Source organism: Nocardioides pacificus, assembly GCF_054775955.1.
Genome location: NZ_BAAHCI010000015.1, coordinates 328,971 through 345,143 on the forward strand (window position 1 = coordinate 328,971; position 16,173 = coordinate 345,143).

The window sequence follows — 16,173 nt, forward strand, 5'->3', positions numbered from 1 at the left end:
TGGTGGGTGGGCCCGGAAAGGAAGAAATAAGTGCTTATCGCTCAGCGCCCGACTCTGTCGGAAGAGGTCGTCGACGAGTTCCGTTCGCGGTTCGTCATCGAGCCCCTCGAGCCCGGTTTCGGCTACACGCTCGGCAACTCCCTGCGTCGTACGCTCCTGTCGTCGATCCCCGGTGCTGCGGTCACGAGCATCAAGGTCGACTCCGTCCTCCACGAGTTCTCCACCGTGGAGGGTGTCAAGGAGGACCTCACCGAGGTCATCCTCAACCTCAAGCACCTCGTCGTCTCCTCGGAGCACGACGAGCCCGTCACGATGTACCTGCGCAAGTCGGGCGCCGGTGACGTCACCGCCGCCGACATCGCGCCGCCGGCCGGCGTCGAGGTGCACAACCCCGACCTCAAGCTCGCGACGCTGTCCGACAAGGGCAAGCTCGAGATGGAGCTCGTCGTCGAGCGTGGCCGTGGCTACGTCAGCGCCGTCCAGAACAAGGGCGCCGACAACGAGATCGGCCGGATCCCGGTCGACTCGATCTACAGCCCCGTGCTGAAGGTGACCTACAAGGTCGAGGCCACCCGTGTCGAGCAGCGCACGGACTTCGACAAGCTGGTCATCGACGTCGAGACCAAGCCGTCGATCCGTCCCCGCGACGCGATCGCCTCGGCCGGCAAGACCCTGGTCGAGCTGTTCGGTCTGGCGCGCGAGCTCAACGTCGAGGCCGAGGGCATCGACATCGGGCCCTCGCCCGTCGACGAGCAGCTGGCTGCCGACCTCGCCCTCCCGGTCGAGGACCTGCAGCTGACCGTCCGCTCCTACAACTGCCTCAAGCGCGAGGGCATCCACACCGTGGGTGAGCTCATCTCGCGCTCGGAGCAGGACCTGCTCGACATCCGCAACTTCGGTGCGAAGTCGATCGACGAGGTCAAGGCCAAGCTGGTCGAGATGGGTCTGTCCCTCAAGGACAGCGCGCCCGGCTTCGACCCGGCGACCGCCCTGGCGGCGTACGGCGACGACGACGACGACGCGTTCGTCGAGGACGAGCAGTACTGATCTGACCCCGGTCGGGCCCGGCGCCTCGGCGTCGGGCCCGACCATCTGGACATCACCGTCTATCCGAGTACCTGACACGGCTCGGGAGAATCGAGAGAAGCAATGCCTACCCCCAAGAAGGGCTACCGCCTCGGCGGAAGCGCGGCCCACCAGCGCCTGATCATCGCGAACCTCGCCACGGCGCTGTTCGAGCACGGTCGGATCACGACCACCGAGGCGAAGGCGCGCGTGCTGCGTCCGCACGCGGAGAAGCTGATCACCAAGGCGAAGAAGGGCGACCTGCACAACCGCCGCGAGGTCCTCAAGACCATCCGCGACAAGTCGGTCGTGCACACCCTCTTCACCGAGATCGGCCCGAGCTTCGCCGAGCGTCCGGGTGGCTACACCCGGATCACCAAGATCGGTCCCCGCAAGGGCGACAACGCGCCGATGGCCGTGATCGAGCTCGTGACCGAGCCCTACGTGGCGAAGGCGCAGACGGTCAAGGCCGCGCCCGCCCAGACCGCCACGACGACCGAGACCGCCGCGCCGGTCCCGGCCGAGGTCGAGGCCCCGACCGAGGATGGCGAGCGCACCGAGGTCCTCTCGACCGAGCGCACCGAGGTGGAGACGGCCGAGGCCGAGACCACCGAGGCAGCCGACGTCGCGGCCGCCGACGAGGCTCCCACCGAGGACCCCGCCGCGGACGAGAACAAGGCGTGATCCAGGGGGTCTGATCCAGACCCTCAGCGCACAGCGACAGGCCCGTCACTCCTCCGGGAGTGGCGGGCCTTCGTGCTGCTCGGGGACTCCTCGCTCCGGGCTTCGCCCCGAGCCCGGGACTCAGCCCGAGCCGGTCAGCTCGCTGGCGTAGCTCGCGAGCGAGCGCACGCCGCGGGCGAGCGCGAGCTCCACGACCAGCAGTGCGTCGGGGGAGGGCAGCCGTCCCTGCGCGGCCTCGGACTCGACGCTCTCGCACAGCGCCGCGACCTGGACCAGTCCGATGTTGGCGGCGCTCCCGCGCAGCCGATGGGAGAGCTGACGCACGTCATCGGCATTCACACGACCGGCGGCCTCGCGCAGGCCCTCCATCGTCTCGGCGGCGCTGGCGTTGAACCGGTCCAGGATGCGCAGCACCAGCCCTTGGGCCTCCTCGCCGCCGTCGAGCAGGAGGTCGAGGCGCGAGCGGTCGAACTCAGGGGGCCCGGCAGCGCCGGCGAAGGCGTGGGGTGCGGTCGCACGCGTGGCCGTGGCGTCGAGGGGGACGCCGCCGGGGACCCACCGGGCCAGGGTCGCCTCCAGTGTCTCGAGGATGACGGGCTTGGGCACGAAGTCGTCCATCCCGGCGGCCAGGCACTGGTCGCGCTCGCGCTCCACGACACCCGCGGTCATCGCGATGATCGGGATGCGGTCCCGGCCGGCGTGCAGCCCGCGGATCGCCCGCGTCGCGTCGTACCCGTCGAGCACGGGCATCTGGCAGTCCATCAGCACGGCGTCGAAGCCGTCCGGCTCACGGGTCAGCGCCGCCAGTCCCTCCGCCCCGTTGTCGGTCATCACGACGGCATAGCCGAGCTGGGCCAGCAGGCCCCCGGCCACCAGCTGATTGACGGGGTTGTCCTCGACGACCAGGATCCGCCCGCGCGGCTTCGCCGGTGTCGCGGCGGCCGGAGGGACGGCCGGTGTCGGGTCCTCGGAGGGCCGGGGGCCGCCTGTGCCCGCGACCGCCTCCAGCAGCAGCGAGGGAAGCACCGGCTTGCTCAGGACGCGTTCGATCCGGGCCGTCTGCAGAGCTGCATCCTCAGGGCGCGTGGCGCACATCGCGATCAGGCGTGCGCCGTCGTGACCTGCGGCGTCGCGCACGAGCCGCGCGAGGGCGAGCGCGTCGACCTCCGGGGGCCGGTGATCGAGCAGCACCACGTCGTACGGCGCATCGAGGCGCAGTGCCGCGCTGATCTCGGCGGCGCTGGCCCCGACTCCGGTCGCCAGGGCTCGGGCGTCGTTGAGCTGACCCACGAGGATCGCGCGCGCCGTGGGGTTGTGGTGGACGACGAGGATCCGCTGACCTTCCACCTCGGGCGGCGGCGGGGGAACGGCAGGATCCAGAGGCTCGAAGGCCGCAGTGAACCAGAACGTGCTGCCCGCGCCCGGCTCGCTCCAGACGCCGATCTCCCCGCCCATGGCGCTCACGATGCGCTGACTGATCGCCAGGCCCAGCCCGGTGCCGCCGTACTCGCGTGTCGTGGACGTGTCGGCCTGGGAGAAGGGGCGGAAGAGCTTGGCCTGGCTGTCGCGGGAGATGCCGATGCCGCTGTCGCGGACCTCCACCCGCACGCCGGGCCCGGGCAGGGTGGGATCAACCCTGGCATGGACCACGATCTGGCCCTGGGCGGTGAACTTGACCGCGTTGGTCGTGAGATTGGTGATGACCTGGGCCAGGCGGAACGGGTCGCCGAGCAGCCGGGCGGGGAGGTCGGGTGCGGTGATCACCGCGATCTCGAGCCCCTTGGCCCGAGCTCGCTCCGCGACGAGGGAGACGCTGGCCTCGACGGTGCCCCGGGGATCGAGGCTGGTGCGCTCGAGCTCGAGGTGACCGGCCTCGATCTTCGACAGGTCCAGGACGTCGTCGACGAGCCCCAGCAGCGCGCGGCCGGCGAGGTCCAGCCCGCGGGTCAGGCGACGCTGGTGCTCGGTGAGCGGGCTGTTGGCCAGCAGCTCGGTGAGGCCGATGACCCCGTTGAGGGGGGTGCGGATCTCGTGGCTCATCGTGGCCAGGAACTCGGTCTTCGCCAGGGAGGCGCGCAAGGCCTCGTCGCGTGCCTGGGCCAGGTCCAGAGCGGCCCACTCCCGCTCAGCGACCCGTGCCAGCATGCCCAGGACCTGCTCGAAGACCAGGAGGTCGACCGGTCGCGGCTCCCCGGTGACACCGGTCTCGTCGACCAGGACACAGGCCAGCCGCTCGCCCACCGTGACAGCCCCTGCGGCGAGCACGGTGCCCTGTGGCCCGACGGCCGTGCCGATGCGGCGCTCGCGGGCCACCTGCTCGGCGAGCCGGCGGGCTGCCGCGCGCTCAGCATCGCTGACGGGCGTCAGGTCGAGGTCGAGGTGGATCAGCTCGTCGTCGTCGGGGCCGGCGGGGATGGAGATCAGCACCGGCCACCACTTCGCGTAGGGACGCAGCTTGCGCTCGGCGACCGCAAGCACGTCCTGCAGGGTGCGGGCGTCGTTGGCCGCGCGGCCCATCCAGCTCAGGAAGGTGAGGGTGTTCTCGGCCTCCTTGCTCTCGGTGACGTCCTGGACGATGCCCCGCACCCGCACGGGTGCCCCCTGGGCGTCGCGCTCGGCCTGCAGCATCAGCCGCAGCCAGCGCAGGTCACCCTCGTCCGGGAGGATCCGGACGTCGACGGAGACGGTCCCGGTCCCGATGAGCACAGACTCGAGCGCGGCCCGTGCCGGCGCGCGGTCCTCACGGGGCAGCCGCGCCAGGAAGCCCTCCGAGGTGGCGACGAAGCCGTCGGCACGGACGCCAGTGATGCGGTGGAGCCCGTCGGACCAGCTCAGGCGGTCCGAGGCGATGTCCCAGTCGAAGACGCCGACACCGTCGATCGGTGCCGGATCCAGGACGGGGTTCGTCGCTGGGAGGGCGACCCGGTGCAGCCAGGCACGCGTTCGGCCCTCGTCGTCGAGGACCGGGCGCCGGGCCAGTCGCGGAAGAGGCAACCGATCGAGGACGTCCTCGAGGCGCAGCTCGGCCATCGCGGCGGGTGCGGCGCCCAGCAGCTCGGCCATCTGCTCGTTGGCGTAGAGCGTGCGGCTGTCCAGGTCGACCAGCCAGAGCGCGTCGGGGCAGGCGGCGAGCACCCACTCGCTCACGATTCCGGCGTCGCCGAGGACGTCGGCCCCCTCCCGCTCCATGAGCCTATGGTGCCGGGTTCGCCGGCTTCCGGTGGCGTTACGTTGCTTCGGGCCCTTCAGGCTCCCGGACGAAGGGACCTGCGTCGACCCGGCTCCACCCGGCTGCCGCCGAGATCGGCCCGCTGCCCGGCGGCCCATCCCTGCGGCACGCCTGAGCCGGAGAGGGAGCGGGGTCGTGCCGTGCGCAGGTGCGGGTAGGTCTCCTGGACCGCCGCGCTGACGTGCGCGGAGCGGTCGGCCAGCACCAGCTCGCTCGAGGTCCCAGCCGCGGCGAAGCGGGCGCCGGCGTCCTGCTCGGCTCGCTGCTCGGCCTCGACGAGCCGGCGGGTGACCGCCATCCGGAAGCCGGCGAGCCAGGAGCGACGGAAGGCGGCCTTGTGCTCCCCGTGCGGCACCGGTGTGCGCAGCAGCTGGGTGGTGGCCTGGAGCAGCAGGCTGGTGTAGAGCATCTCCACGCGCGCCAGGTCGCTGGCGTGCCCGAACAGGTGCACGGAGCGCTCCTTGCCCCCGTCGGCCCAGCGGGTGCGAGCGACTGCCGAGCAGCGCAGCTGCTGAGCGACCGCGGCGACGAGGTCGACCTTGTCGGTCGCATAGGGGTTGTCCACCACCACCACGCTGTCGCCGACCGGGTCCGACGCCGGATCCCCCTGGGCGAGCAGGGCCCGGTCGATGCCGTAGTCGGCGATCAGCTGGGCCGCCTTGGCGGTGTAGACCTCGGACTCGTGCTCGGTCGCAGCAGGGTCCTCGGCCTTGGCCAGCAGCTTGCGGACCTTGGCCAGCATCGGGTCCTGGTGGGTCGGGGGACGGTGGGGCAGGTGGGTCATCGGCTCTCCGAGGGCGAGGAACGGGTGAGAGGCACAGGCTGGCAGCCACCGGGGACATCCCGGGCGGCTCATCCACAGGCGACGGCGGCCCACCGGCTCAGGTGCGCCAGCCGTCCTCGACCAGCCGGACGGCGTCCGCGACACCGAGCCCGGCCGCTCGCGCTGCCCCGATGAAGTCGGCGCACGCGTCCTGGACCGGCCGCGAGGAGGATCCGGCGCTCGAGCGCACGAACGTGCCGCGTCGTCCCTCGGTGACGATGACGCCGTCGGACTCCAGCTCTCGATAGACGCGGGCGACGGTGTTGACCGCGAGCCCCACCTGCTCCGCGAGTGCGCGGACGGTGGGCAGCCGCGACCCCGGAGCGAGCTCGCCACCGGCGACTCGGCTCGCGATCTGCGTGCGCAGCTGCTCGAACGGGGGCGTCGACGAGGCCGGGTCGGGTGGCTCGATCTGCATGCTCGTGACCCTAGTCCCCCCGAGCCTTGGCCGCCCGGCGCCGACGAAGGCGCTGGCCCTAGACTTGCCTGCCCACCGACCGACAGCAGGAGACAGCACGTGAGCGCAGGGATCCGACTGCGGATCGACCTCGCCTACGACGGCAGCGACTTCAAGGGATGGGCCATCCAGCCGGGGCTGCGCACGGTGCAGGGGCTGCTCGAAGGGGCTCTGGACACGTCGCTGCGCGTGGAGGGCACCTCGGTCACCTGTGCCGGTCGCACCGACACCGGGGTGCACGCCCGAGGTCAGGTGGTCCACCTCGACATCGTCCCGGGTCTGCTCGAGTCCTCGGCCGGACGCTCCACCGACCCGCCCCTGCAGGCGCTGCGGCGCCGCCTCAACGGCATCCTGCCCACCGACATCCGGGTGCACCGGGTGGTCGAGGCCCCCGCGGGCTTCGACGCGCGGTTCTCCGCGATCTGGCGTCGCTACGCCTACCGGATCGCCGACCGCCCCGAGCTGGTGGATCCGCTCGCGCGAGCCCACGTGCTGAGCTGGACACGCCCCCTCGACGTCGACGCGATGAACGAGGCGGCGGCCCTGCTGCTCGGCGAGCACGACTTCGCGGCGTTCTGCAAGAAGCGTGACGGCGCTACGACGATCCGCACGCTCCTCGACCTGCACTGGGAGCGGGAGCCGTCCGGGCTGGCCGTGGCGACGGTTCGGGCCGACGCGTTCTGTCACAACATGGTGCGCGCCCTGGTCGGCGCGATGATGGCTGTCGGGGAGCACCGGCGGGGGCCGGGCTGGGCCCGCGACGTGCTACGGGCAGCGGTGCGCGACCCGGGAGTGACGGTGATCCGTCCTCATGGGCTCACCCTCGAGGAGGTCGGCTATCCCGCCGACTCCGAGCTGGCCCGAAGGGCCGTCGACGCGAGAAGGGTCCGGACTCTTGAGTGAGCACAGCGAGCAGGAGGAGCACTACTTCTCGGCCGACCCGTCGGTGCCGTTCAAGCGGATGCCGGTGCGGGCCCACGTGTGGGACACCGACCTGGAGCTCACCAGCGGCTCCGGCGTCTTCGCCCAGGGCCGGCTCGACATCGGCACCGCGATCCTCTTCCGTGAGACCGAGCCGCCGGCGGCGGGCCGGATCCTCGACCTGGGCTGCGGTTACGGCGTGATCGGTCTGGCCGTCGCCGCCTGCGTGCCCGACGCCGTCGTGACCGCCGTCGACGTCAACGAGCGCGCTGTGCTTCTCGCGAACGAGAACGCGGCCGCGCTGGGAGTCACCGACCGCTATGCCGCGAGGACGCCCGACGCGGTGCCCCCGGACGCGACGTACGACCAGATCTGGTCGAATCCGCCGATCCGGATCGGGAAGGCGGCGCTGCACGAGCTGCTGCTCACCTGGCTGCCCCGGCTCGCCCCCGGCGGACGCGCGGTGATGGTGGTCGGCAAGAACCTCGGGGCCGACTCGCTGCAGCGCTGGTTGGGCGAGCAGGGCTTCCCGACGGAGCGGCTCGCCAGCGCCAAGGGGTTCCGGGTGCTGGAGAGCCGCCGCGTGGGAGACCCGGGCGTCGCCGGCTAGATGAAGAGCAGCTGGGCCCCGTCCGTCATCTCGATGAAGTCGCTGGCGCTGATGATGCCCTCGACCTCGTCGTAGAGGTCCTCCTCGGTCAGGTGGTTCATGTCGGCCGAGAGCCGGCAGGCCCACAGGTGTCCGCCCGAGGCCACGATCTGCTCGAGGAACGCCGGGACCTCGGGGATGTCGAGCTCCGCGAGGGACTTGCGCAGCTTCGACGTCGCCATGTGCGTCACGCCGGGGATCCCGCCGAGGCCCTGCGGCATGTGCGTGGCGGTGTTGCCCAGCGGGGTGAACTTGAGGTCGCCCATCGTCGACTTGTTGATCATGTCGAAGCCCCAGAACGTGAAGAACAGGTGGACCTCGACCCCCTCACCGAGAGCCGCGTTGCCGAGGATGAGCCCGGGATAGGCCATGTCGAGGCTGCCCTTGGAGCAGATGATCGCGAGCTTGCGACCCTCGGAGGAGGCGTCGTCGAAGTTCGGGACGATCGGGCCGCTGGCGCCCCCGTCGGTGGTGCTCATGATGGTTCCTTTCGTGAGGAGCGGTGGTGGGGACGGGGCTCAGACGCAGCCGTGCGGCTTCGGGAGGCCGGCGATGTAGGCCATCTTGCGGGCGGGCTTCTTGGGGAACAGCGCGAAGAGCTCCTTGGTGGGGATGCCCCCGGTGACGCTCACCCGGCGCAGGGTCGGGGTCTCGCCCTGGGCGGCGTGGTCCTCGCGCAGGAAGCGCAGGACCTTCCAGTGCGCCTCGGTGAGGTCGACGCCGATCTGGGTGGCCAGGGCCTCGGCGAGGGTGTCGTCCCACTCGGAGGGGTCGGTCAGGAAGCCCTCCTCGTTGACCTGGATCTCCCGGCCGGCGATGGTCGTGACGGGCATCGTGCTCACTCCTTCTCTGCGGTGGTCGCGGTGGGGGTCTTGCCGGCCATCGACATGTGGGCCGGCAACGGCAGGGGGCGTCCCGGGAGCAGTACGTTCCAGTAGACCCAGCGGAACGCGAGCTTGCCGAGGTGGTTGGCCCGGGTCTCCTCGAGCAGGTGCATCGGGCCGAGTCGGGGGACGGGGTAGGTGCCCGTCAGCGGCTCGGTGTCGTAGTTGAAGTCGATCAGCAGGCCCTTGCCGTCCCCGGACTCGATGAAGCAGTTGGCGTGGCCGTCGAAGGAGCCGGTCATCGGCTTGCCGGCGATCAGCTCGAGGAAGTTGTCGACGAAGATCTCGACCGAGAAGTGCGCGACCGAGCCGGCCTTGGAGGTGGGGATGTCGGAGGCGTCCCCGACGGCGAAGATCTCGGGGTAGGCTCGGGACTGCAGCGTGTGCTTGTCGACGGGGACGTAGTTGAGCTCGTCGCCCAGCCCGGAGCGGGCCACGAAGTCGGCGCCCATGTTGAGCGGCACGCTGACCAGCAGGTCGAAGGGGATCTCGCGCTCGTCGAAGGAGACGAGCGACTTGGTCTCCTCGTCGATGCGCTCGACCATGAAGTCGGGCTCGAGCAGGATCTTGCGGTCCTCGAGCATCGACCCGAGGTGCTGCGCGGCCACGGGCTTGGTGAAGGCGCCGTCGAGCGGCGTGACGTAGACCAGCTCCACCTGGTCGCGGATGCCCCGGGCGCGGAAGTGGGCGTCGGCCAGGAAGGCGAACTCCAGTGGCGCCACCGGGCACTTGATCGGCATCTCGGTGATGTGGATGACCAGACGTCCGTGGTCGAAGTCCTTGAGGGCCTCGGCCAGCGCCTTCGAGCCCTCGAAGGTGTAGAAGTCGAAGATGCTCCGGCGCCAGTGCTCGCCGTCCAGGCCGGGGGTCTGGTCGGGCCGGGGCGTCGTCCCGGAGGCGATCACGAGGTAGTCGTAGGGCAGCGTGCGGCCGTCCTCGAGACGCACCAGCCGCTCGTCCGCGTCCACCCGGTCGATCTCGCCGAGCACCATCTCGACCCCGTCGGGGATGAAGGCGTGGCGCTGACGCACCACCTGCTCGGGCGTGTAGGTGCCGAACGGGACGAAGAGGTAGCCGGGCTGGTAGTGGTGCTCGTCGTCGCGGTCCACCACCGTGATCTGCCAGTCGGCCCGTCCGAGCTTGCGGCGCAGCTTGTTGACGATCATCGTGCCGGCCGTGCCACCTCCCAGGACCACGAGTCGTCTCATCGCTCTCTCCTCCTCGGTCGATTCCATCGGCTGATGGGTACGACGCTAGGAGCGCCGGCGGCGGGCGGGCAGAGGCGAAGGTCCTATACCCGCGGGGGTATTTCTTCAGGTGGTCGGGCAGGGTGGGGCCATGGATCGCACGAGACTCGTCGTCATCGGGGCCGACGCCGCCGGCATGAGCGCGGCTCACCAGGCGCTGCGCACCGCCCGCGCTCGGGGCAGGGAGCTCGAGGTGGTCGCCCTCGAGCGCGGCCACGACACGTCGTACTCGGCGTGCGGGATCCCCTACTGGGTCGCGGGCGACGTCGCGGCCCGGGCCGACCTGGTGGCGCGCACGCCGCAGCAGCACCGCGAGGCCGGCATCGACCTGCGGACCGGGGTGAGTGTGCACGGCCTCGACCTCGACTCCCGCACCGTGGCCTGCCGCGGGGCGGACGGCGAGTCCATCCTGGGCTTCGACGAGCTGATGATCGCGACGGGCGCGCGGCCGGTGCTGCCGGCGTGGGCCAGCGACGACAGCGGCACGCCGTACGGCGGGGTGGGGCCGGTCAAGGACCTCGACGACGGCCAGCTCTGGCTCGACCGGATGGCTCACGACCATGCCCCCGGGGCCGGGAGCTCGCGTGGGTCCGTCGTGGTCGCCGGGGCCGGCTACATCGGGGTGGAGATGGCCGAGGCGGCGCTGCGCCGGGGCTTCGACGTCACCGTGCTCACCCGCTCCACGGTGATGAGCAGCCTCGACGCCGACATGGGCGAGCGGATCGCCGAGCGACTGCGCGCCGCGGGCGCGAAGGTGGTGGAGTCCGACGCGGTCGAGGGCGTGCACGTGGGGGAGGACGGCTGGGTCCGCGAGGCGGAGACCGTGGACGGCCGGTGCTTCCCGTGCGACCTGCTCGTGATCGCGTTCGGCGTCGCCCCGGCCACCGGCTTCGCGGTGACAGCCGGGTTGAGCGTGGGGGCGGCGGGCGGGCTGCTCCCCGATGCCACCGGCGCCGTCGCCGACGGGGTCTGGTCGGCCGGCGACTGCTGCGAGCAGGTGCACCGGCTCACCGGTGAGCGCACCTACCTGCCGCTGGGGACCCACGCCAACAAGCAGGGGCGCGTCGCGGGCGCCAACATCGGTGGCGCCCACGCGGAGTTCGGCGGTGTGCTCGGCACCGCGATCACCCGCTTCGTGCACGGCGACGAGCACGTCGAGATCTCCCGCACCGGCCTGAGCAGCACCGAGGCCCGCAGCGCCGGGATCGAGGCGCGCAGCCTGGTCACCGACGGCAGCACCACGAGTGGCTACATGCCGGAGGCGGCCTCGATCGCGGTCAAGGTGCTCGCCGAGCCCGGCACCCGGCGGCTGCTCGGCGCACAGATCGTCGGCGGGCCCGGGGCCGGGAAGCGCATCGACTCCGTCGCCGCCGCGCTGTGGGGCGCGATGAGCGTCGACGACCTCGCCTGGATGGACCTCTCCTACGCCCCGCCCTTCGCGACCGCCTGGGAGATCGTGCAGGTGGCGGCCCGGCGGCTCGCGGAGCGACTGTGAGATAGGGCGGAGCGACTGTGAGGCGCACTATGGAGCCATGACGTACGACGCTGCCGCCGACCGCTACGACACCATGGAGTATCGCTTCACCGGGCGCAGCGGGCTCCAGCTGCCCGTGCTGTCGCTCGGGCTCTGGCAGAACTTCGGCGACGACCGCCCCGGGGAGACCCAGCGGGCCATCCTGCGTCGTGCCTTCGACCGGGGCGTCACGCACTTCGACCTGGCGAACAACTACGGGCCGCCCTACGGCCGGGCCGAGGAGAACCTGGGCCGCTACCTGCGCGACGACTTCGCGCCGTACCGCGACGAGCTGGTGATCTCGACCAAGGCCGGCTGGGACATGTGGCCCGGTCCCTACGGTCAGGGCGGCGGGTCGCGCAAGTACGTCCTCGCCTCGCTGGACCAGTCGCTGCGCCGGCTGGGTCTCGACTACGTCGACATCTTCTACAGCCATCGCTTCGACCACGAGACCCCGGTCGAGGAGACGATGATGGCGCTCGACCAGGCGGTGCGCCAGGGCAAGGCGCTCTACGCCGGCATCTCGTCGTACTCCGCGGTGCGCACGCGCGAGGCCGCCTCCATCGCCCGAGAGCTGGGGACGCCGCTGCTGATCCACCAGCCGTCGTACTCCCTGCTCAACCGCTGGATCGAGGAGGACCTCCTCGACGAGCTGGAGGAGCAGGGGATGGGGTGCATCGTCTTCAGCCCGCTCGCCCAGGGGCTGCTGACCGATCGCTATCTCCACGGCGTCCCGGCCGACTCGCGGGCGGCGCGGGCCGGCTCGTCGATCGCGCCGGAGCACCTGGACGAGACGGTCCTGCGGCACGTGCGGCGCCTGGACGAGATCGCGCACGGGCGTGGGCAGAGGCTCGCGCAGCTGGCCCTGCAGTGGGCGGTGCGCGACCCGCGGGTCACCTCCGCCGTCATCGGCGCGTCGTCGGTGGCACAGCTCGACACCAACCTCGACGCGCTCGCCGGCCCGGCACTCACCGCCGAGGAGCTCGCGGCGATCGAGGCCGACGCGGTGGAGGCCGGCATCAATCTCTGGGCCAAGCCGACCCAGGACTGAGGGGCAGGACTGAGAGATGGGTGCTCCCGGCGCATGCGGGACGCCGCGGTGGGTACTGACCCCGGCCGAGGCCGCCCCGAGCGGTGTCGGAAAAGGAGGTCCTCAGCGAATCTGAAGGATCGGTACGTACGGTGGACGGGTGAGCTCGATGAGGCAGAACGACGGATCAGTGCCCGACCTGGTGTCGGCTACCGACTTCGAGCTCGAGGAGATGCTCGAGCTGCGCGGCGAGTTCACCCGCTTCATGATGGAGTACAAGTTCGGCATGGAGGAGGTCGCGACCAAGATCTCGATCCTGCAGGAGGAGTTCACCCACCTGCACGACTACAACCCGATCGAGCACGTCCAGTCACGACTGAAGTCACCCCAGAGCCTGCTGGCCAAGATGCGTCGCCGGGGCGTCACGCCCTCGCCCGAGGAGATCCGGTCCGCGATCACCGACATCGCCGGCATCCGGGTGACCTGCAGCTTCACCTCCGACGTCTACCAGGTCTTCGACATGCTCGGCAGCCAGTCGGACCTGCGGATCGTCCAGGTCGAGGACTACATCATCGAGCCCAAGCCCAACGGCTATCGCAGCCTGCACGTGCTCGTCGAGGTCCCGGTGCACCTCTCCGACCGGGTCGTCCCGGTCGTGGTCGAGGTGCAGTTCCGCACCGTCGCGATGGACTTCTGGGCCAGCCTCGAGCACAAGATCTACTACAAGTACCGCACCGAGGTCCCCGGCGAGCTGGCCCGGCAGCTGCTCGAGGCGGCCGAGAGCGCCGCCGACCTGGACGCCCGGATGGAGCAGCTCCACATCCGCGCGCGCAGCGGCGTGGACGAACTAGGCGTCGCGGACACGCCCGAGCTCGACACCACTGACAACCGGGCTCAGGTGTCTCTGCTGGACTCCCAGCGGCTGCAGCCCGCCAGCGTCACGAGCGCGAGGGCCGCGCCGGCGACGATGTCGATCACGTAGTGCTCGGCGTAGTAGACCAGGGCCAGCGACATCACGAGCGGGTAGCCGAGCAGCAGCCAGCGGGCCGGTGAGCGCAGCCGCTGGACGGCGTAGAACGCGATCAGGAAGGCGATCCCCGCGTGCAGCGAGGGCATCGCCGCGACGGGGTTGCCGACCCCCTGCAGCACCAGGTGGAAGCGCTCCAGGCCCACGTCGGACCAGCCCCGGCCGGTGAGGCGGGGGAGGTCGCCGCTGATGTAGCCGTCGCGCGCAGCCATCCAGGGCGGCGCCATCGGGTAGAGGATGTAGATCACCAGCGCCCCGAAGTTGATGGCGAGGTAGCGCCGCATCCACATCATCCACTCGCGCCGGTTGCGCAGCCACAGCACCACGGCGAGCGTCAGACCGACCACGAAGTGGGAGGTGTAGACGCTGGTGAACAGCAGGTCGAACCAGCGCGGATCGCTCGAGGCGCTGCACGGGTCGCCGCAGAGCACGTCCTGCAGGCGCTCGGTGGGCAGCGTCCCGGCCCCCAGCCACAGGTCGACGTCGATGGGCATCTGGATGTGGGGGGCGAAGCCGAGCTCGTCGGCCAGCCCGCGGCTGTAGAAGTAGAAGACCAGGCCCACCAGGGGGATCCACCAGTCGCGCAGGAACCCGAGGTGCTGGCGTGCGGGTGCCTCGATCTGCCAGGCGATCGTGGCCAGCCACAGCCACCCGAAGACCTGGACGGTGTCGCTGGGGATGCCGAACGCGCGGCTCCACAGGAGAAGCGCCACGGCATAGACGGTCAGCGCCAGGGCGCGTGCCCAGGGCCTGGTCTGCTGGGGCGTCCCGGTGGTGCTCACCTCATCGGTGCCGGTCTGGGAGATCTCGTCGTAGCCGCTCGTCATCGCAGGTGAGTCTAGGCTTATTCGGTATCGGTCACCGCCACGATGACGGAGAATGCTCCCTCGTGGGTCATGTGGATGTCGCCGGGGTGCGCTACGAGCTGCCGGACGGGCGGGTGCTGCTCGACGACGTCTCGTTCCGGGTCGGCGAGGGGGCCAAGGTGGCCCTCGTCGGAGCCAACGGAGCGGGGAAGACCACCCTGCTGCGCATCGTCACCGGCGACCTGGTCCCGCACGCCGGCGCGGTCACCCGCTCCGGCGGACTCGGCGTGATGCGGCAGTTCGTCGGGCACGGCGTGGTGGACCAGGACAGGGACGGCGACGGGCCGGGCGTGGAGGTCGAGGCGCCCACCGTGGCCCACCTGCTGCTCTCGGTGTCGCCGGCGCGGGTCCGCGCGGCCGCCGCCGAGGTCGACCGTCTCGAGCTGGCCCTGATGGACACCGACGACGAGGCCACCCAGATGCGCTACGCCTCCGCGCTCGGGGAGTTCGCCGACGCGGGCGGCTACGACGTCGAGGTGCTGTGGGACGTCTGCACGACGGCGGCGATGGGGGTGCCCTACGACCGGGCGAAGTATCGCGAGCTGCGGACGCTGTCGGGCGGCGAGCAGAAGCGGCTGGTGCTCGAGTACCTCCTGCGCGGGCCGGACGAGGTGCTGCTGCTCGACGAGCCCGACAACTACCTGGATGTCCCGGGGAAGATCTGGCTCGAGCAGCGGATCCGGGAGTCGGCGAAGACCATCCTCTTCATCAGCCACGACCGCGAGCTCCTCGACAACACCGCCACGCGCGTCGTGACCGTCGAGCTGGGGGCCGCCGGCAACACCGTGTGGACCCACGTCGGCGGCTTCACGTCGTACCACCAGGCGCGCCGGGACCGCTTCGCGCGCTTCGAGGAGCTGCGCCGTCGCTGGGACGAGGAGCACGCCAAGCTCAAGGCGCTGGTGCTGCGCTATCGGGTCAAGTCGGAGTTCAACGACGGGCTGGCCTCGCAGTACCGCGCCGCGCAGACCCGGCTGCGCAAGTTCGAGGAGGCCGGCCCGCCGATGGAGCAGCCGCGTGAGCAGCAGGTGACGATGCGGCTGCGCGGCGGGCGCACCGGCAAGCGGGCCGTGGTCTGCGAGCGGCTCGAGCTCAGCGGCCTGATGCGCCCCTTCGACCTCGAGGTCTGGTACGGCGAGCGGGTCGCGGTGCTAGGGTCCAACGGCTCGGGTAAGTCGCACTTCCTGCGGCTGCTCGCCGCGGGGGGCAGCGACCCCGACGTGGAGCACCGCCCCGTCGGCGACGTGCCGCCCGAGCCCGTCCCGCACACCGGGCGGGCCCGCCTGGGTGCCCGCGTGCGGCCCGGGTGGTTCGTGCAGACCCACGATCACCCGGAGCTGGTCGGGCGCACGCTGCTCGAGATCCTGCACCGCGGTGACGAGCACCGGCGCGGGATGGGGCGTGAGCAGGCGGCACGGGTGCTGGACCGCTACGAGCTCGCCCACGCCGACGAGCAGCGGTTCGAGACGCTGTCGGGTGGCCAGCAGGCCCGCTTCCAGATCCTGCTGCTCGAGCTGTCCGGCGCGACGCTGCTGCTGCTCGACGAGCCCACCGACAACCTCGACGTGCAGTCGGCCGAGGCGCTGGAGGAGGCCCTGGAGGCCTTCGACGGGACCGTGGTCGCGGTGACGCACGACCGGTGGTTCGCGCGCGGGTTCGACCGGTTCCTGGTCTATGGCGCCGACGGCGAGGTCTACGAGTCGGACGGGCCGGTGTGGGACGAGGGGCGGGTGGAGCGGGCGCGGGGTCTCGACGTCGGTCGCTAGCGCGACCTGCTC

General features: G+C 71.2%; 15 protein-coding genes. 8 read left to right on the plus strand and 7 right to left on the minus strand.

The window, feature by feature from the left end; all coding sequences use genetic code 11:
- The first annotated feature begins 30 nt into the window (after window positions 1-30).
- Both ACYU7L_RS20140 and rplQ read left to right on the plus strand, forming a co-directional pair.
- Window positions 31-1,047: a DNA-directed RNA polymerase subunit alpha gene (locus tag ACYU7L_RS20140; protein ID WP_460800350.1), complete on the plus strand. Its 1,017-nt coding sequence runs from the start codon at window positions 31-33 to the stop codon at window positions 1,045-1,047.
- Between the two features lie 102 nt (window positions 1,048-1,149).
- Window positions 1,150-1,749 carry a 50S ribosomal protein L17 gene (gene rplQ / locus ACYU7L_RS20145; RefSeq protein WP_460800351.1) on the plus strand — a complete coding sequence of 200 codons (600 nt, stop codon included), beginning with the start codon at window positions 1,150-1,152 and terminating at the stop codon, window positions 1,747-1,749.
- A gap of 120 nt (window positions 1,750-1,869) precedes the next feature.
- Here rplQ and ACYU7L_RS20150 read toward each other — a convergent pair whose 3' ends face one another.
- From ACYU7L_RS20150 to ACYU7L_RS20160, 3 genes are all read right to left on the minus strand, one after another.
- The gene (locus ACYU7L_RS20150; RefSeq protein ID WP_460800352.1) at window positions 1,870-4,938 is read right to left on the minus strand and encodes an ATP-binding protein; all 3,069 of its coding nucleotides are present in this window, start codon (window positions 4,936-4,938) and stop codon (window positions 1,870-1,872) included.
- A 56-nt stretch (window positions 4,939-4,994) separates the two neighbouring features.
- Window positions 4,995-5,762 carry a DUF2786 domain-containing protein gene (locus ACYU7L_RS20155; RefSeq protein ID WP_460800353.1) on the minus strand — a complete coding sequence of 256 codons (768 nt, stop codon included), beginning with the start codon at window positions 5,760-5,762 and terminating at the stop codon, window positions 4,995-4,997.
- Window positions 5,763-5,859: 97 nt separating this feature from the next.
- Window positions 5,860-6,219, minus strand: coding sequence for a GntR family transcriptional regulator (locus tag ACYU7L_RS20160; protein WP_460800354.1), 360 nt, complete (start codon window positions 6,217-6,219; stop codon window positions 5,860-5,862).
- Between the two features lie 111 nt (window positions 6,220-6,330).
- Here ACYU7L_RS20160 and truA point away from each other — a divergent pair, with 111 nt between their 5' ends.
- Window positions 6,331-7,161 carry a tRNA pseudouridine(38-40) synthase TruA gene (gene truA, locus ACYU7L_RS20165; protein ID WP_460801723.1) on the plus strand — a complete coding sequence of 277 codons (831 nt, stop codon included), beginning with the start codon at window positions 6,331-6,333 and terminating at the stop codon, window positions 7,159-7,161.
- A gap of 58 nt (window positions 7,162-7,219) precedes the next feature.
- Window positions 7,220-7,789, plus strand: a complete 570-nt coding sequence (locus ACYU7L_RS20170; RefSeq protein ID WP_460801726.1) for a class I SAM-dependent methyltransferase — start codon at window positions 7,220-7,222, stop codon at window positions 7,787-7,789.
- Here the strand turns inward: ACYU7L_RS20170 and ACYU7L_RS20175 are convergent.
- The 3 genes from ACYU7L_RS20175 to sqr are packed head-to-tail and all read right to left on the minus strand — an operon-like array spanning window position 7,786 to window position 9,920.
- A complete protein-coding gene (locus tag ACYU7L_RS20175; protein WP_460800355.1) occupies window positions 7,786-8,307 on the minus strand; it encodes a DsrE/DsrF/DrsH-like family protein in 522 nt (173 codons plus the stop codon). The two genes, ACYU7L_RS20170 and ACYU7L_RS20175, sit on opposite strands and share 4 nt — an antisense overlap.
- A gap of 39 nt (window positions 8,308-8,346) precedes the next feature.
- Entirely contained in the window at window positions 8,347-8,661 is a 315-nt protein-coding gene (locus ACYU7L_RS20180) for a TusE/DsrC/DsvC family sulfur relay protein (RefSeq protein WP_460800356.1), read from the minus strand.
- 5 nt (window positions 8,662-8,666) lie between these two features.
- Window positions 8,667-9,920, minus strand: a complete 1,254-nt coding sequence (gene sqr / locus ACYU7L_RS20185; RefSeq protein WP_460800357.1) for a type III sulfide quinone reductase, selenoprotein subtype — start codon at window positions 9,918-9,920, stop codon at window positions 8,667-8,669.
- A 130-nt stretch (window positions 9,921-10,050) separates the two neighbouring features.
- Between sqr and ACYU7L_RS20190 the strand changes: the two genes are divergently transcribed.
- The 3 genes from ACYU7L_RS20190 (at window position 10,051) to ACYU7L_RS20200 (ending at window position 13,484) form a co-directional block, all read left to right on the plus strand.
- Window positions 10,051-11,454: an FAD-dependent oxidoreductase gene (locus ACYU7L_RS20190; protein ID WP_460800358.1), complete on the plus strand. Its 1,404-nt coding sequence runs from the start codon at window positions 10,051-10,053 to the stop codon at window positions 11,452-11,454.
- Window positions 11,455-11,491: 37 nt separating this feature from the next.
- Window positions 11,492-12,523, plus strand: a complete 1,032-nt coding sequence (mgrA, locus tag ACYU7L_RS20195; protein ID WP_460800359.1) for an L-glyceraldehyde 3-phosphate reductase — start codon at window positions 11,492-11,494, stop codon at window positions 12,521-12,523.
- A 148-nt stretch (window positions 12,524-12,671) separates the two neighbouring features.
- Window positions 12,672-13,484, plus strand: coding sequence for a GTP pyrophosphokinase (locus ACYU7L_RS20200; RefSeq protein WP_460801728.1), 813 nt, complete (start codon window positions 12,672-12,674; stop codon window positions 13,482-13,484).
- Here the strand turns inward: ACYU7L_RS20200 and ACYU7L_RS20205 are convergent.
- Window positions 13,397-14,356, minus strand: coding sequence for a phosphatase PAP2 family protein (locus ACYU7L_RS20205; protein WP_460800360.1), 960 nt, complete (start codon window positions 14,354-14,356; stop codon window positions 13,397-13,399). The two genes, ACYU7L_RS20200 and ACYU7L_RS20205, sit on opposite strands and share 88 nt — an antisense overlap.
- 62 nt (window positions 14,357-14,418) lie before the next feature.
- Here ACYU7L_RS20205 and ACYU7L_RS20210 point away from each other — a divergent pair, with 62 nt between their 5' ends.
- A complete protein-coding gene (locus tag ACYU7L_RS20210) occupies window positions 14,419-16,161 on the plus strand; it encodes an ABC-F family ATP-binding cassette domain-containing protein (RefSeq protein WP_460800361.1) in 1,743 nt (580 codons plus the stop codon).
- Window positions 16,162-16,173: the final 12 nt, after the last annotated feature.

Excerpts from the sequence above, each read along its gene's own strand:
- rplQ (WP_460800351.1), top strand. The coding sequence starts at position 1,150 with ATGCCTACCCCCAAGAAGGGCTACCGCCTCGGCGGAAGCGCGGCCCAC.
- ACYU7L_RS20150 (WP_460800352.1), bottom strand. The coding sequence starts at position 4,938 with ATGGAGCGGGAGGGGGCCGACGTCCTCGGCGACGCCGGAATCGTGAGC.
- ACYU7L_RS20155 (WP_460800353.1), bottom strand. The coding sequence starts at position 5,762 with ATGACCCACCTGCCCCACCGTCCCCCGACCCACCAGGACCCGATGCTG.
- ACYU7L_RS20160 (WP_460800354.1), bottom strand. The coding sequence starts at position 6,219 with ATGCAGATCGAGCCACCCGACCCGGCCTCGTCGACGCCCCCGTTCGAG.
- ACYU7L_RS20170 (WP_460801726.1), top strand. The coding sequence starts at position 7,220 with ATGCCGGTGCGGGCCCACGTGTGGGACACCGACCTGGAGCTCACCAGC.
- ACYU7L_RS20175 (WP_460800355.1), bottom strand. The coding sequence starts at position 8,307 with ATGAGCACCACCGACGGGGGCGCCAGCGGCCCGATCGTCCCGAACTTC.
- ACYU7L_RS20180 (WP_460800356.1), bottom strand. The coding sequence starts at position 8,661 with ATGCCCGTCACGACCATCGCCGGCCGGGAGATCCAGGTCAACGAGGAG.
- sqr (WP_460800357.1), bottom strand. The coding sequence starts at position 9,920 with ATGAGACGACTCGTGGTCCTGGGAGGTGGCACGGCCGGCACGATGATC.
- ACYU7L_RS20190 (WP_460800358.1), top strand. The coding sequence starts at position 10,051 with ATGGATCGCACGAGACTCGTCGTCATCGGGGCCGACGCCGCCGGCATG.
- mgrA (WP_460800359.1), top strand. The coding sequence starts at position 11,492 with ATGACGTACGACGCTGCCGCCGACCGCTACGACACCATGGAGTATCGC.
- ACYU7L_RS20200 (WP_460801728.1), top strand. The coding sequence starts at position 12,672 with ATGAGGCAGAACGACGGATCAGTGCCCGACCTGGTGTCGGCTACCGAC.
- ACYU7L_RS20205 (WP_460800360.1), bottom strand. The coding sequence starts at position 14,356 with ATGACGAGCGGCTACGACGAGATCTCCCAGACCGGCACCGATGAGGTG.